At 68.3% G+C, this 24918-nt stretch carries 15 protein-coding genes and 2 pseudogenes; 4 read left to right on the forward strand and 13 right to left on the reverse strand.

Annotation, left to right across the window (positions count from 1 at the left end):
* Nucleotides 1-188 precede the first annotated feature (188 nt).
* The 9 genes from ACZ54P_RS33990 to ACZ54P_RS34030 form a co-directional block, all read right to left on the reverse strand.
* Nucleotides 189-9629, reverse strand: coding sequence for an amino acid adenylation domain-containing protein (locus ACZ54P_RS33990; RefSeq protein ID WP_465465703.1), 9441 nt, complete (start codon nt 9627-9629; stop codon nt 189-191).
* 2 nt (nt 9630-9631) lie between these two features.
* Nucleotides 9632-11584, reverse strand: a complete 1953-nt coding sequence (locus tag ACZ54P_RS33995) for an ABC transporter ATP-binding protein (protein WP_465465704.1) — start codon at nt 11582-11584, stop codon at nt 9632-9634.
* 135 nt (nt 11585-11719) lie between these two features.
* Entirely contained in the window at nt 11720-12544 is an 825-nt protein-coding gene (locus ACZ54P_RS34000) for a prephenate dehydrogenase (RefSeq protein ID WP_465465705.1), read from the reverse strand.
* 133 nt (nt 12545-12677) lie between these two features.
* A complete protein-coding gene (locus ACZ54P_RS34005; protein ID WP_465465706.1) occupies nt 12678-13643 on the reverse strand; it encodes a ParB/RepB/Spo0J family partition protein in 966 nt (321 codons plus the stop codon).
* A 1517-nt stretch (nt 13644-15160) separates the two neighbouring features.
* Entirely contained in the window at nt 15161-15691 is a 531-nt protein-coding gene (locus tag ACZ54P_RS34010; protein ID WP_465465707.1) for a M15 family metallopeptidase, read from the reverse strand.
* 981 nt (nt 15692-16672) lie between these two features.
* Nucleotides 16673-17281, reverse strand: coding sequence for a D-Ala-D-Ala dipeptidase VanX (gene vanX, locus ACZ54P_RS34015; protein ID WP_465465708.1), 609 nt, complete (start codon nt 17279-17281; stop codon nt 16673-16675).
* Nucleotides 17278-18318 carry a D-alanine--(R)-lactate ligase gene (gene vanA / locus ACZ54P_RS34020; RefSeq protein WP_465465709.1) on the reverse strand — a complete coding sequence of 347 codons (1041 nt, stop codon included), beginning with the start codon at nt 18316-18318 and terminating at the stop codon, nt 17278-17280. The genes vanX and vanA overlap by 4 nt, the downstream gene beginning before the upstream one ends.
* Nucleotides 18311-19270, reverse strand: coding sequence for a D-lactate dehydrogenase VanH (vanH, locus tag ACZ54P_RS34025; RefSeq protein WP_465465755.1), 960 nt, complete (start codon nt 19268-19270; stop codon nt 18311-18313). Before vanH ends, vanA begins: the two co-directional genes overlap by 8 nt.
* Nucleotides 19271-19472: 202 nt before the next feature.
* Nucleotides 19473-20177: an alpha/beta fold hydrolase gene (locus ACZ54P_RS34030; protein WP_465465710.1), complete on the reverse strand. Its 705-nt coding sequence runs from the start codon at nt 20175-20177 to the stop codon at nt 19473-19475.
* A gap of 82 nt (nt 20178-20259) precedes the next feature.
* Between ACZ54P_RS34030 and ACZ54P_RS34035 the strand changes: the two genes are divergently transcribed.
* Entirely contained in the window at nt 20260-20874 is a 615-nt protein-coding gene (locus tag ACZ54P_RS34035) for a TetR/AcrR family transcriptional regulator (protein ID WP_465465756.1), read from the forward strand.
* 35 nt (nt 20875-20909) lie between these two features.
* Here ACZ54P_RS34035 and ACZ54P_RS34040 read toward each other — a convergent pair whose 3' ends face one another.
* Together ACZ54P_RS34040 and ACZ54P_RS34045 are read right to left on the reverse strand one after the other, a co-directional pair.
* Nucleotides 20910-22262: a hypothetical protein gene (locus ACZ54P_RS34040; protein WP_465465711.1), complete on the reverse strand. Its 1353-nt coding sequence runs from the start codon at nt 22260-22262 to the stop codon at nt 20910-20912.
* Between the two features lie 293 nt (nt 22263-22555).
* Nucleotides 22556-22819, reverse strand: coding sequence for a hypothetical protein (locus ACZ54P_RS34045; protein ID WP_465465760.1), 264 nt, complete (start codon nt 22817-22819; stop codon nt 22556-22558).
* Here ACZ54P_RS34045 and ACZ54P_RS34050 point away from each other — a divergent pair.
* Nucleotides 22712-22948, forward strand: a pseudogene (locus tag ACZ54P_RS34050) (RICIN domain-containing protein); the annotation flags it as partial. The gene ACZ54P_RS34045 and the pseudogene ACZ54P_RS34050 sit on opposite strands and share 108 nt — an antisense overlap.
* A 64-nt stretch (nt 22949-23012) precedes the next feature.
* Nucleotides 23013-23135, forward strand: a pseudogene (locus tag ACZ54P_RS34055) (RICIN domain-containing protein); the annotation flags it as partial.
* 139 nt (nt 23136-23274) lie between these two features.
* Here the strand turns inward: ACZ54P_RS34055 and ACZ54P_RS34060 are convergent.
* On the reverse strand, nt 23275-23571 hold the full coding sequence (locus tag ACZ54P_RS34060) for a DUF1540 domain-containing protein (RefSeq protein ID WP_016331847.1): 297 nt from the start codon (nt 23569-23571) through the stop codon (nt 23275-23277).
* Nucleotides 23572-23796: 225 nt separating this feature from the next.
* On the opposite strand from ACZ54P_RS34060, the gene ACZ54P_RS34065 reads away from it, so the two are divergent.
* Nucleotides 23797-24030 (forward strand): hypothetical protein, encoded by a 234-nt coding sequence (locus ACZ54P_RS34065; protein ID WP_465465712.1) that lies wholly within the window; start codon nt 23797-23799, stop codon nt 24028-24030.
* Nucleotide 24031: 1 nt separating this feature from the next.
* Here ACZ54P_RS34065 and ACZ54P_RS34070 read toward each other — a convergent pair whose 3' ends face one another.
* Nucleotides 24032-24847, reverse strand: a complete 816-nt coding sequence (locus ACZ54P_RS34070; protein WP_465465713.1) for an oxidoreductase — start codon at nt 24845-24847, stop codon at nt 24032-24034.
* Nucleotides 24848-24918: the final 71 nt, after the last annotated feature.

Below are 24918 nucleotides of genomic sequence, written 5' to 3' on the forward strand. Positions count from 1 at the left end.
TATCGAACCGGTTCGAGGAGGGCGACGTCGTATGCGGAATATCCCCCGCAGCAGGATCATCCCCCTGCCCGGCCTTACCGGACAACATGTCCAGCCGCGCTATGGGCTGGGCGGGTCGTGAGTGGCGATTCGGGTTAGAACCCGAATCGCCACTCACGACCAACCCGGCCCACCACTCACCACTAGCGTCAACGGCCGCTTTCGAATTCGGCTTCGAATTCGTCGATCTCGTCCTGATTCAGTTCCAGAAGGGCGACATCGGACGCGGCGAATTCCGCCGCGACGGGAACACTCGCCGCTCGCTCGACGATAGCCGCGATCGCCGCGGGCGTCCGCTGCTCGAACACCTCGCGCGCGCCGAAGGCCATTCCCTCGCGGTGGGCCCGCGCCGCCAGTTGCATCGAAAGGATCGAATCCCCACCCAGTTCGAAGAAACTGTCGTCCGCGCCGGCTCGCTCCAGGCCGAGCACCTCGGCGAAGAGCGCGCACAGCAACCGCTCCGCCTCCGTGACCGGCTCCCGGCCCGAAGCGCGGCCGTTGAAGTCGGGATCCGGCAGCGCGTCCCGGTCGACCTTCCCGTTCGCCGTCAACGGCAGCGCTTCGAGCACCACCACCGCCACCGGGACCATGTACTGCGGCAACCGGGCCGCGACACCCGCGAGCACCGCGGCTTCGTCCACTTCGGTCTCCCCGGCGGCCGTCACGTACCCGATCAGCCGTTTGCCGGAGACACCTTCGCGGGCCACGACCACCGCCTGGCCGACGGAATCCTGCGCGACCAGTGCCGCTTCGATCTCTCCCGGCTCGATCCGGTATCCCCGGATCTTCACCTGGTCGTCGACCCGGCCGGCGAACACCAGCTCCCCGTCCGGATTCCACCGCACCAGGTCCCCGGTCCGGTACATCCGCTCACCGGAACCGGACGGATCGGCGACGAACCGCGTCGCGGTCAACCCCGACCGGCCGAGGTAACCCCGTGCCACTCCCGCGCCGGCCACGTACAGTTCGCCGACCGCGCCCGGCGGCACCGGCCGCAGCCACGGATCCAGGACGAACGCCCGCGCGTTCGTCATGGGGGTGCCGATCGGCACCACCTCGCCGGACGGCGCCGCCTGACCTGGTTCGAGCCGGTATTCGACACACCCGACCGTCGTTTCGGTCGGCCCGTATTCGTTGACCACCACGGTATGCGGGTAAGCCCGGCGCCACTGGGCGATCGTGTCGACGGGCAGCTGTTCGCCGCCGAGCAGGAGGTCACCCGGCACGGTGATCTCCCGGCTACCGGTGTCCAAGGTCTTCAAATGACTCGGCGTTGCCTTGAGGAACACCGACGGGGCGCTTTCCACCGTGCCGATCAGGTCTTCCAGCGCGCCGACCTGGACCGTGCCGCCCACGGTGAGCGGAGTGAGCACCGCGGTCACCGTCAAATCGAAGGCGATCGACGAATGCATCAGCGATCGTCCCCGCAGACCGGGATACTTCTGTCCACAATGGAACAGGTAGTTCGCCAGGTTCCGATGGGTGACGACGACGGCTTTGGGCCGGCCGGTGGAACCCGAGGTGTAGATGAGATAGGCCGGGTTGCCCGGATCCAGCGGTCGAACGCGGTCGGCGTCGGTGACCGGTGCCCGGTCCGCCCCGGCCGGTTCGCCGACGGCGCCGGGATCGTCGATCACCATCGTCGTCGGCCGGGTGGCCAGTACCGCACCGGCCGGCGTCGCCGAAAGGGCCGCGGTGGTGATCACCAGTGCCGGTTCGGCGTCGTCGAGCATGTAGGTGACGCGGTCGGCCGGATAGACCGGATCGATCGGCAGCCAGGCGCCGCCGGTCTTGGTGACCGCCAGCAACGCGATGACCAGTTCCAGCGACCGGGGCAGCATCACCGCGACCAGGTCTTCGGGTCCGACACCCCGCTCGATGAGCCGGTGCGCGAGCCGATCGGCGCGGGCGTCGAGTTCGGCGTAGGACAGCGACCGCTCCTCGAAGGTCACCGCGGTCGCCTCCGGGGTGGCGGTGACCTGCGCGGCGAACAACTCCGGCAGCGTGCGGTCCGGCACCTCCACCGCGGTCTCGTTACGCGCTCGCAGCTGTCGCCGTTCGGCCTCGGTGAGGATCGGCACCGCCGACAGCGGCAGCCGCGGATCGGCGACCACGGCTTCCAGCACGTGGATGAACCGGTCCAGCACGGCGGTGGCCTGCTCGGTGGTGAACAACGCGGGCTGGTGCTCCAGCCGCAGCCGTAGGTCGGTGCCGGGCACGACCGCCAGCGCCAGCGGGAAGTGGGTGGCATCGGCCGCGGTCAACTCCCCCACCCGCAACCGATCCGGTTCCGCGTCGGCGGTCTCGGCGGGCCTGGGGTAGTTCTCGTAGACGACGAGGGTGTCGAACAACCGGCCCAGCCCGGCGGCCTGCTGGATGTCGGCGAGCCCGACGTGGTGATGCGCCAGCAACGCGACCTGCTCGTCCTGCATCCGCCGCACCAGCTCGGCGAAGGTGTGCCGCGGCCGCATCCGGACCCGGACCGGGACGGTGTTGATGAACAGGCCGACCATGGTCTCGATACCGGGCAGCTCGGCCGGTCGCCCGGACACCACCGACCCGAACACCACGTCGTCGCGTCCGGTGAGTGCCGCCAGCACCATGCCCCACACCGCCTGCAGCATCGTGCTGACCGTGGCCCCGCACTCGCGGGCCCGCGCCGCCAAGGACTCGGCGAACGTCTCGTCCAGTGCCGCCCACAGCTGCCCTGGCAGCTGGACCGGTACCGGCCGGTCCTCCGCGACCAGGGTCGGCTCGGGCAAGCCCGCCAAGGCGTCACGCCAGGCGGCGGTCGACGCCTCCTGATCGCTTTCCTTCACCCAGGCCAGGTAATCCCGGTACGGGGTGACCGGCGCCAGCGCGGCCGGAACCGCCGCGTCGCGGTAAAGCGTGAACAGCTCGTCCAACAGCAGTGGCGTCGACCAGCCGTCGAGCAGGATGTGATGGTTGGTCAGCACCAGTTTGTGGCTGTCCTCGCCCAGCGCGATCACCGTGATCCGCAGCAGTGGCGGCTCGGCCAGTTCGAACGGCTTCGCCCGGTCGGCCGCGGCCACCGCCGCCGCCTCGGCCACCGGATCCGCCGACCCGGTCACGTCGACCAGGGTCACCGGTATTTCCACGACACCGGGGATCACCTGGTAGGCGGTCCCGTCGGCGGCGTGCCGGAAACCGGCGCGGAGATTCGGATGCCGATCCAGCAGCCCGCGCACCGACTTCCGCAGCAGCCCGAGATCCAGCGGACCGGTCAGCTCCAGCACCGCCTGCGCGGTGTAGACGTCGACTCCGCCGGCGTAGCCCGCGTGGAAGGCCAGCCCGTGCTGCAACGGCGATAGCGGGAGCAGGTCGGCGACTCCGCCGGCGTCCGCGTATTCCGCTTCGAGGGCCTCGATCTCGCCCTGGTCCAGGTCGACGAGGGCGAAGTCGGACACGGTGTGCCCGCCCGCGGCGGGATCGTCCGCCTGCCGGGCCAACCCGGACAGCATGTCCAGCAGGCCCTTGCCCAGCCGTTCGACCTCGGCCTCGTCGAGCAGGCCGTCCTGCCATTCCAGCAGGAACGTCAGTTGGGGACCGCCGGGCAGATCCTGGACGAACGCGTTGACCTCGATCGCGTGCGGCAGGCCCATCCCGGGTTCCAGCGAACCGCCGATGTCGCCGACCGGCTGCCACGCCCGCACATCGCCGCGCTCACCGGTGGCGGACCTGCCCATGTAGTTGAACCCGATCCGCGGCGACGGCGATTCCGCCAGCACCGGTCCCGTCGCGTCGTTGAGATGACGCAGCAAGCCGTAGCCGAGCCCGTCGCCGGGCACGGCCCGCGACTGCTCCTTGACCACCTTCAGCAGCCGCCCTGCCGACGGCCCCCCGGCGAGCGCGTCCGCCAGATCGGTGCCCGCGACCTCCAGCCGGACCGGATGCGCGCTGGTGAACCAGCCGACCGTCCGGGACAGATCCGCGCCGTCGACCGGATGACGGCCGTGGCTTTCCACCTCCACCAGCACCGCGTCCTCGCCGCGCCAGCGCGCCACCGCTCCCGCCAGCCCGGCGAGCAGCACCTCGTGCACCCCGCAGTGGAACACCACGGGAGCCCGGCCCACCAACGTCGAGGCCTGCGCCTTCGGCACCACCCACGAGCGGGAACGCACCGCGCCTTCCGCGGCCTGGCTCGTGGTCGGCTCCCCCGAACCGAGAATCGCCTTCCACGCGGGCAGTTCGGCGACCCGTTCCGCGGAGACCGCCCACTCCCGCAGCCGGCTCGCCCACTGTTTGAACGACAGCCCGACCGGCTCCAGCGCCGGCTTCCGTCCCGCCGCCACGGCCTCGCAGGCCAGCTGCAGATCCGCTAGCAGAACCCGCCAGGACACCCCGTCGACCGACAGGTGATGCGCCACGACCACCAGGCGGCCGACCCGATCCGGTCCGGCGTCCACCCACACCACCTGCGCCATCACACCCGCCGACGGAGCCAACCGGCTCACGGCCGCCCGGGCCGCTTCCTCCGCGACCTCGTCCGGTGAGCGGCCGTCGACGCCGACGCGGGTGACCGAGCGCGCCACGTCCAGCGAACCACGCGCACCGACCACCAAACGCCGGCCGTTCTCGTCGTCGACGATCCGCGCCCGCAACATGTCGTGTGTGTCCACCACGGCCGCGAACCCCGCCGCCAACGCCTGCTCCGTCAGCTCCGGGGGCGCGCCGACCGTCGTCCACTGCGCGAACCCCGGTCCCGTGACGCCGTCACCCAGCATCCGCATCACCGGCGTCCACGCGACCTCGCCGACACCGTCGGGCGCCGTCGCACGAGCGTGCTCCGGCGGCGCCGACTCCTCCGCCAGCCGCGCGATCCGCTCAGGAGTCTTGCCGTCGAAGACATCCGCCGCGGTGAACGTCAGCCCGGACCGCCGCGCCCGTGCCGCCAACTGCATCGAGAGGATGGAATCCCCGCCCAGCTCGAAGAAACTGTCGTCCACCCCGACCCGCTCCAGGCCGAGCACGCCGGCGAACAACTCGCACAGCGCCCGCTCGGTCTCGGTGGCGGGCTCCCTGGCAGGCGGCCCGGTGGTGAAATCGGGATCGGGCAGCGCGCGCCGATCGATCTTGCCGTGCGCCGTCAGCGGCAGGGCGTCCAGCGCCACCACCGCCGCGGGCACCATGTACTGCGGCATGCGGGACGCGAGCTGCGTCCGGACCGCCTGCGTGTCGATGTCGCCCGGGGTCACGTAGGCGACCAGGCGATCGTCGCGGACGGTCACCGCGGCCTGGGTCACCCGCGGGTAGCCGGACAAGGCGAACTCGATCTCGCGCGGTTCGACCCGGAAGCCACGGATCTTGACCTGGTCGTCGGCGCGTCCGGCGGACACCAGCTCACCCTGGTCGGTCCAGTACGCCAGATCCCCGGTCCGGTACATCCGCTCACCGGGGACGAACGGGTCGGCGACGAACCGCTCGGCGGTCAGCCCCGGGCGGCCCAGATAGCCGCGGGCCACCCCGATCCCGGACAGATACAGCTCACCGGTGACCCCGGGCGGCAACGGACGCAGGAACGAGTCCAGCAGATAGCCGCGCACCCCGGGAACCGGCCCGCCGAACGGGATCGGGTGCTGACCGGGTGACAACGGCATGCTCATCGTCGCGCAGATCGTGGTCTCGGTCGGCCCGTAGGCGTTGATCATCCGCCGGTCCGCGGACAACCGGTCCACCAGCCCCGGCGGGCAGAGTTCTCCGGCCGCCACCACCGTCTCCACCGTTTCCGGCAAGGTCTCGGCCGTGCCCAGTACCGACGGCGGCGCCTTCACCTGCGTGATGCGCCATTTCTCCAGCACGTCGGTGAACGACGCCCTCGGCGGCAGATCCTCCTCCGGCGGCACGACCAGCGTCGCCCCCGACAATAACGCCATCATGACCTCGGACACGATGGTGTCGAAGCCGAGCGCCGCGAACTGCAGAACGCGCGACGACGGCGTCACCCCGAACCGGTCGATATGCGCCAGCGCCAGATTCCCCAGTCCGGTATGGGTGACGACGACACCCTTCGGGGTTCCGGTCGACCCCGACGTGTAAATCACGTAGGCGGCACTACGCGGATCCACCCGCGGCAGTTCCGCGGTCGAAGCCGCCAGCTCCACCTCGTCGATCACCAGCAGCCGGTCCGCGAACTCCGCGGGCACCGTGGTCCGCGTCGTTCCGGCGCACACCACCAGCATCGGATCCGCGCTCCGGAAGATCCATTCCTTGCGCTCGTCCGGATAGGCCGGATCCACCGGCACGAACGTGCCGCCCGCCAGCAGCACGCCCACCATGCCCACCGTCCACCAGGACGATCTTCCGACCACGAGACCGACCCGGCATTCGGACCCGACACCGTGTGCCCGCAGCACGGCCGCGAACTTCAGCGACCGCTCCCACAATTCCGCGTAGGACAGCTCGCCTTCGCTGTCCACCACCGCCACGTTGTCCGGCAGCCGCGCCGCGATCCGGCCCACCAACGTCGGCAGCGGCTCGCCCGCCACCAACGGCGGTTCCCAGCGGCGCGTCTCAGCCGTGCCGACCCCGATCCGTCCCACCAGGCCCGCCGGGTCGGCGACCAGAGCGTCGATCGCGCCGACGAACCAGTCCAGCAGCGACTCGGCGACGATCTCCGGGACCTGCCCCTGCCAGTAGCCGAGCTGGATCCTGAACCGGTCCCCCGGCGTGATGCCGAGGGTCAACGGATAGTGGGTGCCCTCGATCGTGCGCCGATGCGTCCATTGGGCGGCGTACTCCCGCGGGTAGTTCTCGACCACCAGCAGCGTGTCGAAGGTCGCGCCGGATCCGGCCGCCTTCTGGATCTCCGGCAGCCCGAGATGCTGATGCGGTTTGAGGGCCGTCTGCCTGGTGTGCAGCTCGGTGAGCAGGTCCACGGCCGTTTGGCCGCCGTCCAAGGTCACCCGGACCGGCACCGCGCTCATCAGCAGACCCGGCATCGACTCCACACCCTCGAGTTCCGCGGGCCGGGTCGCGACCATGGTGCCGAACACCACGTCGGTCCGCCGCGTCAGGCGCGCCAGCACCATCGCCCACGCGGCGTGCACCACCGTGCTCGGCGTCAGCCCGTGCTCGCGGGAGAACTCCAGCAGCCTGGTGTGCAGCGCCGTCGACAGGTGAGTGGCCCGGTAGTCGTAGTCCGTCGCGGCGGCCGCCGTCGCGATCAGCGCGGGCTCGTCGAGGCCGGAGAGTTCCGTCCGCCAGGCCGCGCGTGCCGCGTCCTTGTCCTGCCGGTCCAGCCAAGCCAGGTAGTCCTTGAACGAGGCCCCGCCGCGCGGTTCCGGCAGCTGTCCGCCCGCCGCGTAGGCCTCGGACACCTCGTTGAGAATGACCGCGACCGACCAGCCGTCGACCAGGATGTGGTGGATGACGAACAGCAGCCGGTGCCGGTCCTGCCCGGTCCGGATCAGCACCAGCCGGACCAGCGGCGCGGCGGCGAGGTCGAACCGCTTCTCCTGTTCCTGTCCGGCCAAGGCCTCGACGGCGGCGTCGACGTCGTCGGCCCCGCTCAGGTCCACCGCCCGCCACGGCAGGATGAAGTCCCCGTGGACGGCCTGCACCGTCTTGCCCGATTCGATTCGATGGAAGGTCAGCCGAAGCTCGGCGTGCCGTCGGACGACCGCTTCCCACGCGGCCCGCAGCCTGGCCTCGTCCAGCGGTCCGTTCAGCTCCAGGATCACCTGCACCTGGTAGATGTCCGGCCCTTGGTCGTCGAGGATCGATTCGAAGAGCAGGCCTTCCTGCAACGGTGCCAGCGGCCAGATCTCGTCGGCGGCGGGAGCGGCGATCGCCAGCTCCGCCTCCTCCGCCGCGGTCAGCTCGATCAGGGGGCCGTCGACGGGCCTGTCGGCCGGTACCGGGCGCGCCACGGCCGCCAGCCGGGCGGGGGTCTTCTCCTCGAAGATCTGGACGGGGGTCACCAGCAATCCCGCCTTGGCCGCCCGTGCCGCCAGGCGCATCGCGAAGATCGAATCGCCGCCCAAGTCGAAGAAGCCGTCGTCGACACCGGCCCGGTCCAGCCGCAGGACCTCGGCGAACAGTCCACAAAGGACGCGCTCTTCCTCGGTCGCGGGTTCGCGGCTCGTGGCGCTCGCTTCGAACTCGGGCACGGGCAGCGCCGCCCTGTCCACCTTTCCGTTACGGGTCAGCGGAAACGCGTCCAGCGCGAGCACGGCGACCGGAACCAGGTACGCCGGCAGTACCGCCCCGAGCCGCTCGCGAACGAGAAGGGTGTCCACCTCGCCGTCGGCCACCACGTAGCCGACGAGCCGTCCGTCGATCGCCGCCACGAAGGCGTCTTGCACCTCCGGCTGCGCGATCAGCGCGGCCTCGATCTCACCGGGCTCGATCCGGAACCCGCGAACCTTCACCTGGTCGTCGGCGCGGCCCGCGAACAGCAGCTCACCGTCCGCGGTCCATTGGGCGAGGTCCCCCGTCCAGTACATCCGCTGCCCCGGTGCGGCGGGATCCGCCACGAACCGCTCCGCCGTCAGTCCCGCCCGGCCGAAGTAGCCCTCCGCCAGACTCCCGGACAGGTACAGGTCACCGACGACGCCCAGCGCCACGGGCCGCAGCGACTCGTCGAGCACCTGGACCCGGCGGCCCGCCAGCGGATGTCCGATCGGCAGCACCGGACCCAGCTCGTCACCCGGCTCCACCACCAGCCACGTCGCGCACATCGTCGCTTCCGTCGGACCGTACATATGCCGGATCCGCGCCAGGGGACAGGCTTCCCGCACCCGCTCCACCGCGTGCACGGGCACCACGTCGCCACCGGTCAGCACTTCACGGAACGCCGCGAACGATTCCGGCGATTCCTCCGCCACCGCGCGGAAACTCCCCGCGGTCAAGTACACCCTCGTCACCCCGGCCGCGGCCGCGGCCCGCAGGCGCCGGGCATCCACCGAACCCGGCTCGGCGATCACCACCCGGGCGCCCGACGCCAGCGGCGTCCAGATCTCGAACAGGGACGCGTCGAAGGCGTGCGGTGAATGCATGAGCACCGCTTCGCCGGACTCCATCACCCAACCGGGGTCCCGCACCAATTCCGCGACACTGCCCTGGGAGATCGCCACCCCCTTCGGCGTGCCCGTCGAGCCGGACGTGTACATCACGAACGCCAGCTCTCCCGGGCCCACCGCGGCCGCGGCCGCGCCGGGGACCTCGCCGTCCGTGGCGGCGTCCGCCACGAGCGACTCGATCCCCGACGGTACGGCGGCACGCGCCGCGGCCGAGCACACCATCAGCGCGGCCGCCGAATCCGAAACCATGAATTCCACCCGCGGAGCGGGGTAGGCGGCGTCCACCGGCACGTACGCCGCCCCCGCCTTCCACACGGCGAGCAACGCCGCCACCAGGTCGGCCGAACGGTCCATCATGACCGCGACGCGGTCGCCGGGGCGGATGCCCCGGTTGATCAACCGCCCGGCGAGCCGGGCCGCGCGCTCGTCGAGCTGCCGATACGTCAGCACCCGGTCGCCGTCGGCCACGGCCACCGCGTCGGGCGTCCGGTCGACGTGCGAGGCGAACAGGTCCAGCACCGTCGGCGTGGTCCGCGCTGCGGAATTCATCGTCATCCTCCGAAACCCATGTATTGGATCGCCGGCTCGGGCTCGTCCAGCTCGGGTTCTTCGACTTCCGGTTTGGGCGCGTCGTTTGCCGGGTTGGCGAACTGCGTGTGGTACAGCTCGGCGTAGAGACCGCCCTGGGCCAGCAGCTCGTCGTGCGTGCCGCGTTCCCGGACCCCGCCGCCGTCGATCACGAGGATCTGGTCGGCCTCGCGGATCGTGGACAACCGGTGGGCGATCACCAGTGAAGTCCGGTTGCGCAGGGCGGTCTTGAGCGCCCGCTGGACGGCCGCCTCCGACTCGGAGTCCAGGTGAGCGGTGGCTTCGTCGAGGACGACGATCGTGGGCGCCTTCAGCAGCAGCCTGGCGATGGCCAGTCGTTGCTTCTCCCCACCCGACATGCGGTAGCCGCGGTCACCCGTGACGGTGTCCAACCCGAGCGGGAGGGATTCGATCAGGTCCCAGATCTGGGCCCCCCGGCACGCCTCGATCAGCTCGTCTTCGGTGGCTGTCGGACGGGCGTAGAGCAGGTTCTCCCGGATCGTGTTGTGGAAGAGGTAGGCGTCCTGGCTGACCACACCGACCGTTTCCCGCAGCGATGAGAAGCTGACGTCCCGCAGATCGTGTCCGCCGACGCGCACGGTCCCGGAATTCGGGTCGTACAGCCGGGAGACCAGGTGGGTGATGGTGCTCTTCCCCGCGCCGGACGGACCGACGAGCGCGGTGAGGGTCCCGGCCCGCACGTGGAAGTTCACGCCGCGAAGGACCTCCGGCGCCACTTCCCCGCGTTCCCGCTCGCCCTTGAGGTGCTCCAGCGACGCCAGCGAAACCTCGTCCGCGGTGGGATAGCGGAACTTCACGTTCTCGAATTCGACGTCCGGCGCCACGTCCTTCTCGAGCTCGACCGCGTCGGGGCGCTCCTGGATCAGCGGCTTCAGATCAAGCAGCTCGAAGACCCGGGAAAAGCTCACCACGACGGTCTGCGCGAGTTCCTGCATCCCGGACAGCTGGGTGATCGGCCCGAACAGCCGCGAGAGCAGGGTGGCGATGGCGACCAGCGTGCCGAGCTGGAACGCCCCGGCGAGCACGAGCTCGCCGCCGATCCCGTAGACGAGCGCGGTGGCGAGCGAGGCCATCAGCGCCATCATGACGAAGGCCGTGCGGCCCCAGACGGAGAGGCTCACCCCGATGTCGCGGATCCGACCGGACCGCTCCTCGTACTCGGCCATCTCCTCGGCCGGGCGACCGAAGAGCTTGGAAAGCATCGCCCCCTGGACGTTGAACCGCTCCTGGAGAAGTCCGCCGAGGCCGGTGTTCGCGTCCATCAGCGCCACACTGCGCCGCTGGATCACCCGCCCCACCCGGATCCAGGGCACGAGGAAGAGCGGGATCAGCACCAGCGTGATGATGGCGACGAGCCACGAAAGGTAGATCAGCTCCGCCAGCACCACCACGACCATGACCACACCGGTGGCGGCCATGAGCAAACCGGTGAAGTGCTGCTGCGCCATGATCAGTTCCGTGTGCAGCCTGCCGACCAGCACCCCGGTCTGGGTGCGGGTGAAGAACGCGATCGGCAGCCGCCGGACGTGGTCGAGCGCCTGCACGCGGAGGTCGTAGGTGATGCCCTCCCCGATCTTCCCGGAGATGTAGCCGGACACCAGCGCCAGCACCGCGGCCACCAAGGCGAGTCCGGCGGTGAGGCAGGCCATCAGGACCACGACCCCGGAATCGTTCTTGACGATGCCTTCGTCGATGAGCTCCCTCAACAGCAACGGAGTCGCGACGACGATCAGCGCCTCCAGCACGGCGACGAGCACGAAAAGCGCCACCTTGCCGATATGCGGGCGGAAGTAGGTGAGGACGCGGCGCACAGTCCCCTTGTTGACCTTGGTCACCCAGGGATCGGGATCGTCATCACTCTTGTCCACCCCCCCGAAGCGCAACACCACATCCATCCGGTCACCTCTCTCATACGCCAAGTCGGCGATCTCAATCGTGCTTAATCGAGTCGATGTCCACGAGTGGGTCCAAGCGCGCACTTTCGGCACTTGGACGCGGTGGCAAGGCTTTTCGCCGCGGAACCCGCTGGCCTAGCCGGAAATCCGGCCTTGGCCGTCCGCGCCACGCCACAGCAGATCCGTCACCTGAGCCAGGTCGCCGGACCGCAGCGCCGAAGCGGCCGAGGCCAGATCGGCCGCGATCCGGTCGAGCACCGCCGCGACGGGCCCGGCGTTGCGCGCGAGAATCATCCGCCACAGCAAGGGATTTCCGGCGGCGATGCGGGTCACGTCGCGCAGCCCCTGGCCGGCCAGGGCCAGCGCGACCTCGTCGGCGGATGCCAGTCTCGCCGCCACCGCGGATGCCACCACGTGCGGGGCGTGCGACACCAGCGCCACCGCCGAGTCGTGCTCACCCGCGCCGACGACGACCGCCTTCGCGCCGCACAACGACACCAGTTCCCGCGTGAGCCGTAAGGCGTCCGCACTGGTCGCGGCGCCGGGGCAGAGTGCCCAAGGGCGGCCGGAGAACAGCTCGGCGCGGGCCGCCGCCGGACCGGATCGCTCCCGGCCGGCGAGCGGATGCCCTGGCACATAAGAGATCAGGTCGCAGCCGAGCCGCTCCGCGTCGGCGATCGGCTCGGCCTTGACACTGGCGACGTCGGTGTACGCCCGTGCGGCACCTTGCTTCTGCAGTGCGGCCAGCCGCTCCCCGACCAGGTGCGGCGGTACGGCGATCACCGCCAGATCCACTTCCTCACCGGTCCACTCCAGGCCCGCGCCGAGCTCCCGCGCCAGCCGTTCGGCATCCGGGTCGACGTCGGAAAGGTAGACGGCCACGCCCTTCTCGCGAAGGGCCAGCGCGGCCGAGGTGCCGATCAGTCCGGTGCCGACGACGAGCGCCTTCTGGAGGGTCACCGCTCTTTCTTAAGCCGCCCCCTTGCCGATGTCCAGCGGCGAGGACTGGGCACCGACCTATTCGTCCACTGTGGACTCAGGAGCGGCCGGTGGCCGAACGGCGCGTCGTTCGGCCACCGGGTGGGTCAAGCGCTCATCCCGCGGCCAGATCGGTCGCCCGGTTCTCCAGGTGGTCCGCGAAGCCCGCCCAAACCCTGGCGTGATCCCTCGCGAATCCGGCGACGACGCCGTACAGATGCGGCGGGACACCGCGCACGATCCGCTCCCATTCCTGCCCGTCGATGGAGTGCATGGTGAGCATGCGCAACAGGATCCGGCCGACTTCGCTCAACCGCAGCGCGGGATCGGCCTTGAGGCGCTCCAGCATGGCGAGCCGTTCACGGTCCACGGTCTGGCTGAGGTCCGGCTCCGTCAAACTCAACGGATGCGGCTTCGTCCGCAATCTCCTGGTCCCGTCCGGGGTCGGGCTCTCGCCACGTTCGAGCCTGCCCCGCACGTCGCGGACCGTCTCCGGGGAGATGCCGACCTGTTTGGCGACCTGACGGAGCGAAAGGCCAGGATCGTTGCGGATGAGCTCGGCGGCGAGTTTCCGCCGCTCCGAACTGTCGACGGGACGGATCCGCCCATCCCGCCCGATCCTCGCCTGGTTCCCGTTCTCTCCTCCACGTCTTCGCAGGTCCGCCACCGTGCCGGCGGAGATCCCCGTCGCCGAGGCCACCCGCCGATCGGACCACTGCGGATGCGTCCCGATGATCTGGACGGCCGCACGTTTGCGGTCGGCGAGCGAAAGCGGCAGCCCATGCCGGATGTTCGCCTCGACCGCCATGACGAAGGCATCCGATTCGGTGCCTTCGATGAACCTCGCCAAGATCTTCGTATCGCCCCGAACCCGCGCCACCTTCAACCGGTGCAGGCCATCGACCACCTGCATCGTCGGTTGGTGCACGAGAATGGGCGGAAGCTCCCACTCTGCCGACAACAGCGTCTCGACGTGCTCCGGATCCTCGCCCGAGGTTCGTGGCGAGCAAACGGAAGACAGCCGGGACAGCTCGATTTCGACGACCGGGAGAGCGAGAATGTCAACTCTCGTCGGATCCACCTAGCCCCCAATGAATCTGTTATTCGGCAACTTGCGGTACGGCATGGAACCCACGGTCCAACTGCTCAAGCTCCGTGGTTGGACACCGGGATTTCGGCCAGCGGGCTGGCCGCGGGACGGGAGCCCTCGACGGTGAAGGTCCCGTGAACACCATTGACAGACCCGTATGCGCACGGGCCGTTTCCACGGTCAACCCGGTATCCGGAGGCGACGTTGCGCTCCGGTGGAACCACCGGGCCGACCGGCGTCCTCTGCTCGCCCCTGTGCGATGCTTTCGGCGAGACGAGCGCACAACGACATCGGCTCGGCGAGCCGATATCGGTTCGGCACGACGACGCCGGGGCGCGCTGTGATGCGAGGACTCAGGACAGGGCCGACCTCGCGTTCTCGGCGGAGGCCGAGCTCAGACCAGTGGTCTCACCGGTTGGTTTCTACGATTTCCTCGCGGTCGCGAGTCACCGTCGCACCCCCTAAGTCCCGAGCAGGTGCGCACATCCCCAGCGAGTGCACACACTGTCAGCATGACATGACCGATCGTTGTCGGCAATTGACGAACAGTGTGATTTCCGCAGTGAGGTCGCCGCCCAAGATCATTTTTCGGAACTTTTCCCTTTTCTGTTGACGCGCTAGCCATCCGATGCGTACAACGCCTCGCGCGACACCGCCACCCCTTGATGTCACCCCGGTTAGCCTGTTCGCAACACTTGTTAGACCGTTCGCGGGTCTTGATTTTTCGCCCGCGATGAGCATGCGGCGAGCCGGTCATATTCCGTCCATCGAGAGTTCTTCACACGAATGGCCGTACCGGTATTCCTTTCGTGGAACCACTGCGTCGAACGGGTGATCATGATGCCGATGGAGAGGTCGAACCCCACGAGCAAAGGGAGGGGTGTAATGGTGGATGTAGTCATGAGTCATCCGCGTCGGCGCGGTCGGCGTGACGGGCACGCGCCGACCGAGGAGGAGGTACCTGGCCTTCTTCACATTCAAGGACTTGACCTGCGAAAACACCCGGGTTCGCACCACCGGCAACGAACGGCCCGGAGCGAGCCGCGACGGGCGGCTCATCCGGTCTCGCCGAGGAGGCCGAGACGGGCCGCAATGGGGGTTGGACGTCCATTCACCCGGTCGAGACCGCGCCCGAGCGAGCCGCACACAGCGATTCCGTCATTGTCCGTTCACGGCTTGACAACGCGGATATCGAGAACCTTTTGCTTGGCACGTCGACTCCGTCTCACCTGCCTAAACCGGCGAAGTTATCCCACTGGCGCCGTTCGCCCGTTTATGCGAGCAAAGGCGATCGCGCCAACGCGGGATCCGCAGCAGAGCGGTCGAGTTTGTCGTCCGGGTACCGAGTCGCGCTTCGCCCCGCTTGAGAGATAAGGCAAAGGTGTCGTGCGCACGACTGGACCGAACCGAGTCCGATTGACAAACGACCGGGTCAACCGGGGTGCGTGCGCATAGTATGTGACGTTCTAACATGATTGCCACCACGCACGGTCGCGGCGCGCATGAAGTCAGTGTCGCAACCTCGGGTCGTGACTGGGGTCGGGCAACATGGGCGGGCAGCCGTTCTCCATCGCTTCGGGACGAAGCTCGTAGTGCCAGGGTTCGTTGCGGTAGATCTGGCACAACCCGTATGCGGCGCCGTGCTTGGACAGCCACGCCGCGGAAGCGGGCGGTCCGATGTCGGCCGCGCCGCCCGCCACGTGAATGGACTTCTCCGGCGTGGCCACCCACCGGGCGGCCTCCTCTTCGGATCCGTACTTCGCGACGGCCTCGCGACGGAGCCGGTCCTGATACTCCGGGGAACGCCAGCCACTGTTGACGAAGAGCTCGACGCCGTCGTCCGCGGCGGCCGTCGCGGCCTTGCGCAGGGCGGCGAGGAGATCCGGATCGAGATTGACCACACCGGGAACCCGCTCGTCGAAGACCGTCGTCCCCTTGGGGATGGCGCCGTGCGCCTCGCCGAGCGCGTCGCGCTGCCCGGCGGCGAAGGCTCTGAGTATCCGGCGGAGCCTTGTCCGTACTGGTTCGCTGCCGATCATGCGTCCAGTCAACACCGCGTGCCGACACCGGCGCGGGGGTGGGCTCCGGTCAGGTCCCGGCTCGCGGCAGCACCCGCACACCTGTCCCAGCCGACCACAAGCCTCGCCCAGAACGCGAGTGTCCACAACCCGCCCGCAGCGTTCCGACAGCGCGTGCCCGGCTCGTGAGTGAAGTACCTGAAGGCCCCCTTGAGGGACTCGTATTTGTGTTGCCGGCGCGGTCGGATGGGGAGGATTTCGGCCGTTGGACGTCCGGAATCTTCCCCGCCCGGTTGCCGGTCCACAGTCGTGCTCGGCACGAGCTTGATCAACGGAAGATCGGGTGGGCGCCCGATCGACCTTCAGTGTCCACAAGGGACACATCCTCCCGATCAAGCGTCCGGTTGACAGTTCTATGTCCGGTTCGGCGTGGGGTCGTGAGTGACAATGAGGGTTATTGAGGAGTAGGGCAAACGTGGCGTGTTGCGGACGGACCTGTTCGCGCCGCGGCCGGATGCCGCCAATGCCGCATTGGGGACGCTGACCGTCTCCACTGCCACATTGGAGACATGCCCGCCTCCCGATTCCCCGCTCACACCGCCAGGGGTGACCAACCTTCCCCAGCCCTCAAGGAGGTGTCGCGAAAGCCACTTTCAGGACATGTGATGTCCCGAAAATGGCTTTCGCGACACCTCGGAACACCACGCCCAGTGCCGAAGCCTGATGTCCAACTTCTCACAGGCCCTCCGACCACGACACCTTTGCCCTACCCCTCATTAGAACGACCCAAATCAAGTTACCCAAACCGGGCACCCTTGTCGCGAAAGTGTCCCATGTGGACAGCCAGGAGCCAGGCCGGACCTCTCGTGCGGTACCGCCAGCGCCTATCTCAACCGACTCCTGCCCCAAACGGACCACAAGCCACAAAAGCCGTTAAGGCCTCCTTCCCTACCTTGAGCGTAGGGAAGGAGGCCTTCACGGACCTGTCAAACCGGCGACCGGCTATTCGATGGGGAAATCGAAATAGGTGTCCGGATAGGGTTCGGCCCTCAAGCTGTAATGCCACCACTCGCACTCATAAGCGCTGAACCCGCTCGCCTCCATGATGGCACGGAGGTGGAGCCGGTTCTTCACTTCTTCTTCGGTGATCCCCTCCGCGCCGTGATGCGAGACGACATCCATCACGTCGTGGTCGCCGCCCATGGGAGCGAGTTCACCGGTGGCGAGGTGGTAAATCGTCAGGTCGACGGTGCTACCTCGGCTGTGGCCAGACTTCGTTGCCACGTAACCCTTTTCGAACATCTGGGGTCGATCGATGTTCGGGTAGTGCCGTGCCTTCTTCCGCCCGTCCTCAGGCTCTTCCGCCCAGCGCATGAACCGGTTCACCGCACGCTGGGGGCGGTACCCGTCCCAGAGAAGCAGACCGAAACCGAGAGAGGCGGCTTCGTCCTTCGCTTTTTCCAGTGCCGCGCACAAGGCCTTCGTGCCGACGATGCGGTTCACCAGGTACCCGTCCACCGGTTTGCCGGTGAAGTTGTCCCAGGTGGCGTATTTGGCGTCCCACCGTATTCCGGAGACGACCTCGTCTACGAAGACGAAATCATCCTTCATCCGTTACGACCCGCCAAGGTCAACGCCACCAGCCGGTCGACGACCTCGCCGAGCGGGAGGCCGGCGGCGGCCATCATCCGCGGGTAACGGCTGTAGGAGGTGAGGCCGGGCAGGGTGTTGACCTCGTTCAGCACGACGCTTCCGTCTTCCTTGAGGAACAGGTCCACGCGCGCGAGACCCCGGCAGCCCAAAGTGCGATAGATGGCCTTCGCCGTCTCCTGGACGAGCGTGCGCGATTCCGCCGGGATGTCGGCGGGAACGATGAAGGACGAGTTCTCGGAACCGGTTTCGGGGCTTTCTTCCTGGTGGATCTTGAAGAACCCGTGGGTCAGCGCGACGCGGTCCACCTCGCCGGCGAACAGGTCGTCGCCGTTGCCGAGAATGGAACAACCGATCTCGCTGCCGACGACGGCCTCTTCGATCAGGACCTTCGAGTCGAACTCCCGCGCGGTTTCCAGCGCGCTCGCCAGCTCTTCCTTGTTCGAGACCTTGCTGACGCCGAAGGACGAACCCGAACGGGCGGGCTTCACGAAGACGGGGTAGGTGAGCTTGTCGGGATCGACGTCGTTGTCCGACGTGACGATCCAGAAGTTCGGGGTCGCGATTCCCGCGCCGCGGATGACGGCATAGGTGAGGGACTTGTCCATGCACAGGGCCGAGCTCTGGACGTCGCAGCCGACGTAGGGGATGCCGGAGATCTCCAGCAGGCCCTGCATCGCACCGTCTTCACCGAACTTGCCGTGCAGGACGGGCAGCACCACGTCGAGGGCGATCGTCTCGTACTTGCCCTCGTCGAGGACCAGCAGGCCGTGGGCGCTCCGGTCCGGGGAAAGCACGACCGGACGGGTGTCGCCGGACTCCCACTCCGCGCTGGGGCCGTCGCAAAGCTTCCACTCGCCCGCCAGCGTGATCCCGATGTAGTACGGGTCGTACTTGTCGAGGTTCAGGTTCTTCGCGACCTCGACCGCGGACTTGACCGAGACCGGATGCTCTTCGCCGGATCCCCCGAAGATGATGCCGAGTTTCAACTTACCCATGCTGCGTCCCGCTTTCAAATTTCAGGCAATTGACGATAGAGTTTTCAACGGTGTCACGCAAAGCGTGATCCGTGTAATAGGCGGTATGCGGGCTGATGAGGACGTTCGGCAGTTCCTGCAACCGCAGCAATGGTTTGCTTTCGATGTTCTTGTCACTGCAGTCGGCGTAGAAGACTCCCTCCTCTCCTTCGACGACATCGAGCGCCGCCCCGCCCAGTTTTCCGCTGTCCAAAGCCGAGATGAGGGCCTCGGTGTCGATCAGTGCACCGCGTCCGGTGTTGATGATGAACGCGCCGTGCCGCATCTGCTCGATATTGTCACGACCGAGGAGATGGTATGTATCCGCGTTGAGCGGCGCATGGAGCGTCACGATGTCGCTCCGCCGCAGTAATTCGCCGAGAGAAACGTAAGTGGCGTCGGCGGCCTGGACCTTGTCATAAGCCAGCACTTCGCAGCCGAAACCGCGCAGCCGCTCGATCACCGCGACGCCGATGCGCCCCGTCCCGACCACGCCGACGGTCAGGTCACGCAGCTCTTTCCCGCGCACGTCGTGCAGTCGGTAGTCGTGGACGTCCGCCCGGCGGATGATGGACTTCGCGTTCCGCAGCGACATCAGCATCAGCATCAACGTGAAGTCGGCGACGCTGTCCGGCGAATAGGAGACGTTTCCGACGGTGATGCCGACGCTCTCGGCGTATTCGACGTCGATATGGTTGAACCCGATGCTTCTCGTGGAGACATAGGCCACACCGGCCTGACTGAGCGCGAGAAGAGTGGAGTTCTCGATTCGGCTTTTATGACCCACACTGACGCAGCGGTTCCCGGCGATCAGTTCGACATTCGCCTCGGATACCGGTTCCGCCACGATGGTCGGCCGCACACCAAAGCGAGGAGCCATCTCCCGGAACAAGATGGCTTCGTCCTGTCCGCATCCATAGATCGTGATCCCCATTACCTCCTCGACGGAGGGGGACGCGGACGCCAGCGATCGCGTGCGGGTGCCCGCTACCGGTGCTGGTTCGCTGTAGGTCATGCCCAGCAGTGTAAGCAGCGCGCTGTCGCCGACCCGTATGTGGTTCTATACCCCTGGTCATCACCATCGACGATTACGGTCGAGCGAACGTGCGTCACTGGTGGTCACCGCGACCGGCTCCTCACCCAGCGTCGGCCTTGACCGCGACGATGTGCGCCCATACGAGACGCGCGAGTTCCTCCGGCGCGTCCCTCGCCACGAGATGGCCCGCGCCCGGAACGCGGGCGACGGTGACCCGGCGGTTGGCCGCGCGCAGCCGGTGCAGATCGGCCTCGCTGAGCGGTGAATCCTGCCCGGCGTGCACCACGAGGATGGGCATGTCCAAGGCACCGGCCGTCGCGAACAGGGCGGAGCCTGACCCGAAAATGTCCGCCACGAGCTGGGTGTAGCGGCCGCCGAGGCCGTGGAAGTCCAGCCACGAGCGCGCTCGCGCCGGGGCCATGTCCGGTACGACGTCGACCAGCACGAGACCGCTCACCCGGGCCGCGACAGCCGGGTCGGCGAGGGCGGCGATGGCGGCCAGCCCGCCGGCCGAGGCGCCGACGAGGACGATCGGCGCCGGTTCGCGGCCGAGCATCTCGACCACGTCACAGGCGAGCGCCCGGAGCGTGGTCGCGCGGCCGGTGCTGTCGCCGTGACCGCGCAGATCGAAGGCCACCGTCCGGAGCCCGTGCCCGGCCAGCACCTCGGCGACCGGCGCCCAGACACCGCGGCGCTCTCCGCCCGCGTGGAGCAACAGGACCGTCGGACCGGTACCCGTCACGGTGCCCCGCAGCACGACTTCGCCCAGGTCGAGGTGGATTTCGCTGGTCGCTGATCGAGTCATGGGGTCGCTCCAGGGGTCACTTACCTTGAGATGTCAAGGTAGCCCAACTACCTTGGCGCATCAAGGTAGGATGCCGACCGTGATGACACCCCGAGCCCGAAGGTCTCCCGAGGAGGCTCGCCTGCTGATCCTCGACGCGGCGGCATCGCTGCTCGCCGAGTCCGGTGTGGCCGCCGTCCAGATGCGGGCGGTGGCCGCGCGGGTCGGCATGACCGACGCGGGCGTGGCACACCACTTCGGCAACCGCGAGAAACTGCTCGCCGAGCTGCTCCGGCACGGCGGACGCCGCCTCCGGGACGCGCTTCAGGATCTCCTCGCCGGCTGGCTGGACCACGACGCCGACCTGCTCGAACTCGTCGAGGCGCTCCATACCCTCTACCAGCGCGGTTTCGGCGAGCTCGCGGTCGCGCTGCACACGGCGGGCTGGCGCGACCCGGGCAGCGGCATGCTCGCGCCGGTCGTCGGCGCCCTCCATGGAATGCGGCGTGACGGCGGTTCACTCGACGACACCCGGCTCGCGGTCGCGGCCCTGCATCAGGCGATGGCGACGGAGGCCTTGTACGGGAGCGCCTTCCGGCGCAGTGCCGGCGTCACCGGTGCCGCGCCGGACGATTCAGCCGCCCAGGTCCGCTGGTGGGCCCGCCAGCTCCACCTCGCGCTCGGCCTGGCACCGGCCGACGACCAGCGGCGGCCCTGACCCACCGTGGTGAGTCAGGGCCGCCGGCCGGTGGGTCAGCGAAGACCCTGCGAAATGAACTCGTCCATCCCGTCCAGCTCACCCAGCGCCGCCCGCAATTCGGCGGCGTACTGCTCCGTCCCGGCCCGCAGGCCCCGCTCGACGACGCCGACGGTGTCGAACGCCTCGACGTCCCCACCGCTCAGCGCGGCGACGGACTCCTTGACGACAGCGCCCAGCAACAGCTCCTCGGGCACCCTCGGCGCACCTTCCAGCGGCCAGACGAGATCGTCCAGCACCCCTTGCCCGCCGACCTCGCGGACCAGCCCGGCCGCCGTGATCCCCGGCACCCGGAAGCCCTCCGGCAACACCGCGCGGACGCTCAAACTGTGCGACAGCCAGTGCAGCAGCCGCGTGTTCACCTCCTGCTTGACCGGCTTCGGCGTCAGCCACAGCACGAGGTTCACGTAGTACTCGGTGAGCCGGTCGAGCACCTCACCACCCTTCTGGAAACCCCACAGGTTGAGGTCGAAGTAGTGGTGCCACGTGGAATCCGCGACGATCCGCCCGACGCCGGCGGCGGCACCGTCGTACACACTGCTCACGCCGTGAACCTGGCCGTTGCGTTTGTCGACGCCCCGCGCGACGATCTCGGGTTTCGGCTGCCCCGCGCGCCCGGTCGGCCACACCTCCTCCGGATACCGCTCGGGAATGAGCAGCTGCCCCTCGTGCATATGGTCCGGGAAAACCGTGATCGGACCGCGCCTGCCCTGGAACAACGCATGCGGCCTGCCCGCTCGCTTCCGCAGGATCAATTCCTGCGGATACGGATCGAGGTCGTTCGGGATCGGCATGTCGATATCGCTGCCCCACGGGTCGGGCTGATGGGTGTTGTGACTGAATTCGACACTCGAATCCGGCCGGTCGTTCCACACCCGCAGCTCACCCGCGCGCGGAATCCGGTGCCCCAGCGCCCGGCCCAGATTCAGGTAATCGGGCAGGGACGGATCCGCTCCCGGCGGACGCGGATTGGAATGGTCACCGGAGACGAGAACTCCGCCACCGGCGTCCATCCAGCTCCGCAGCGCCGCGACTTCCGCGTCCACGAGTTCGTTCTCCGGCTCCCCTGGCATGTTGCATTGCACCAGGCCGAAGAACCACACCTGCTCGTATCGGCCGAGCACGTCGGCGGTGAGTTTGTTGACGGCGTGCCCGCCTTCGTGCCGGTTGAGCAGATCGACTTCGAACTGTGCGAAGAACGGCTGATTCCCCAAGATCAGATCACGGAGAATGCCCAGCGCGAAGCCATTGTTCCCGCCGAAGCCCACCAAATCCGTGTAGAACAGTATTCTGATCTTCGGCCTGGCGGCCATATCGACTTGATCGGCGACAATACGTGCCTCGAACATGAATTCCCCCTTGCGTCGAACAACACCTGCCGTCCTCCCCGGCAGCGCTGTCCCTTCCAGATATACCTGAACTTCCTAGGTCTTCGCAGATTCCGCGGCACGACGATGGATTTCGCGGAAACCTCATTCTCCGGCCTTCGGGAACAAAGCCGGGACACGCCGGTTTCACCGCTTTTCGTGGGACGGTGGGTCCTTGGGCGCAAGGGGCGCGGGTGGTTCGCCGTGCCGGGCGGGGAACGGCAGGAGGTCGTCGCGCCCGCACTGCTGGGGCTCGTCCCCGGCGTCGGGCATCACTACGCACCCGATCCCGCGCAGGGCCGGAAGAGTGCGTCGTCGATTTCGACGGCGGCGCCGTGGACGCTTACGTGGAACTCGGCTACAGCACGCCCGACGAGCCGGTGGTGCCCTTGGGCGACGTCGTGGTCGTCCGCGACATCGGGCACCGGATAGTGCGCTGCGCGCGGCGGCAGCCCTTTGGCGCAGGTCGACGCCTCGGCGGCCGTGCGCCGGGGTACCGAGTCCGGGCTGAAGGACCCTCTACTGACGCTTCGCCTCAACCGGGCGAGAATCTCGACGACCCGGACTCCTCCACGGCGACCGGCACTCCCTTGATCACCTGGGCGCCAAACCAGGGTGACAACCAGAAGTGGCTGTTCACCCGGCAGTCCGACGGTTCCTACGCCCTGACCAACGCGCATTCGAAGCTGTGCGCCGACGTCGAAGGCGGCTCGACCGCCGGGGGCGCGGGTCATCCAGTGGACCTGCACCGGTGCCCCCAACCAGCGCTGGACCGCGGCCGAGCAACCCGATGGCCGGTACAGGCTCGCCAGTGTCCGGTCCGGACTGCTCCTCACGACAGCGTCCACTTCGGACGGTGCGGCCGTCACGCAACGCGCGGACGCGGGCTCCGCGCTCCAGGCGTGGACGATCGGCCGACTGCGTCGCCGGTCCGTGAAGGCCTCCTTCCCTACTCTGAAGGTAGGGAAGGAGGCCTTCACGACCTTGGCGGTTCTTACGGGGCGTAGGTCAGGCAGTTCGCGGCGTGGTCGCCTTCACCAGGTCCGACCCGGACGCTCGAAGCCGTGCATTCCAGCGCGGAGTTGTGGCGGCAATCGGAGCGAGAGCAGGCACCCACCTGCGCGGTCACCCGATCGAGACCGCCCTTGGTGTTGAGCGGGACGAAGGTTCCGCAGTCGGCCGACCCGTTCCCTCCGCCGACGGTGATGGCGAAAGCGTGGCAGCCGTCGTGGTTGTAGGAACAGCCGCTCACCGTGCATTCGTGGACAGCGGGCATCTCGGTGGTGGTCATGACGACTCCTGTACTTCGTGGTGGTGGTGTCGTTCGGTCCTTCCAGGGTCACACCGCCGCCTGCCCGCGGCAATTCGAACGGCCGGGCCTCACCCATCGGTGCCCCGGCCCGCGTTCAGCGGACCAAACGCGGCGACGCGCGCCTCATTTTCGGGGGTTGACCAGGCGAAAAGTGGGTACTCACCGGTCATGAACCCGGCGGACGGCGCGAGGAGAGCAGCAAACGTGCGAGGCCGCTTCGCACGCTGGAGGCACCGAGGCAACAGCCTCGCCCTGGCTTGGACACTGATCACCTTCGGCCTGGTCGTCATGCTGTGGGTGTCCGGTTTCCGCGCGTGGCCGGTCTACCTGACGGCGGCGCCGAGTGCCGTGGTGTCCGTGCTGCTGTGGGTCGGGGCGGTCCGGACTCGCCGCCGGGGCGCCGGGCCGGAGCCCATCGGCGAGCGATCGGGCGGCTGAGTCACTTCGTGGAACGGGTGGCCAGAGCGTCGAACTCCCGGTCCGGCAGGGTCCGGTTGAGTTCGAGGAGCTTCTCCGCGAGGTGGCCGACGGCGTAGCGCGTCTCCGGACGTTCGGCCTCGATGGCGCGGCGGATGGCTTCGACCACGACCATGGGGTCGGAGCCGTCGCTGAGCCCGGTTTCGCCGTGCCGTGCCATGGCTTCCGCCATCTCCCGGTACGCCCCGCCGCCGGAGATCTCCCGAAGCTGGGCGGACGTCTGGTCTTCGAACTCGGTCTTGACGATCCCCGGCTGGATGATCACGACGTCGATGCCGAAGGGCTCGACCTCCATGCGGAGCGTGTCGGAAAAGGCTTCGAGCGCGTGCTTCGACGCGTAGTACCAGGCGCCGAGCGGCAAGGCGATTTCGCCGCCGATCGACGACACGTTGACGATCGTGCCGGACCGCTGCGCGCGCATGGCGGGCAGGACGAGCTGCACCAGCCTGGCCGGCGCGAGGAGGTTGACTTCGAGCTGGTCTCGCGCGCTGTCCAGCGGCACGTCCTCGATGGCACCGTGCAGCACCGTTCCGGCGTTGTTGACCAGGACGTCGATCCGCTGCTGCTCGTCGAGGACGGTTTCGACCGCGCGGCGGAGGTCGTCCTCGTCGCGAGCGTCCATCTTCAGCGCCTGACCACCCGCGGCCCGAAGGTCGTCCATCTTCTCCACGCGCCTCGCGGCACCGTAGACCGTGTGACCGGCGCGGAGCAGGTCCAGCGCGGTGGCGTGGCCGATCCCTGACGAAGCACCGGTGACCAGGCAAACCTTGGCCGTCATCCCTCGTGTACCTCCCGATCTCTTCACTGGTGACGAAACAGTAGAGCCGATTTTCCCGTCGATACAACGCG

This window comes from Amycolatopsis sp. NPDC034160, from assembly GCF_055575355.1.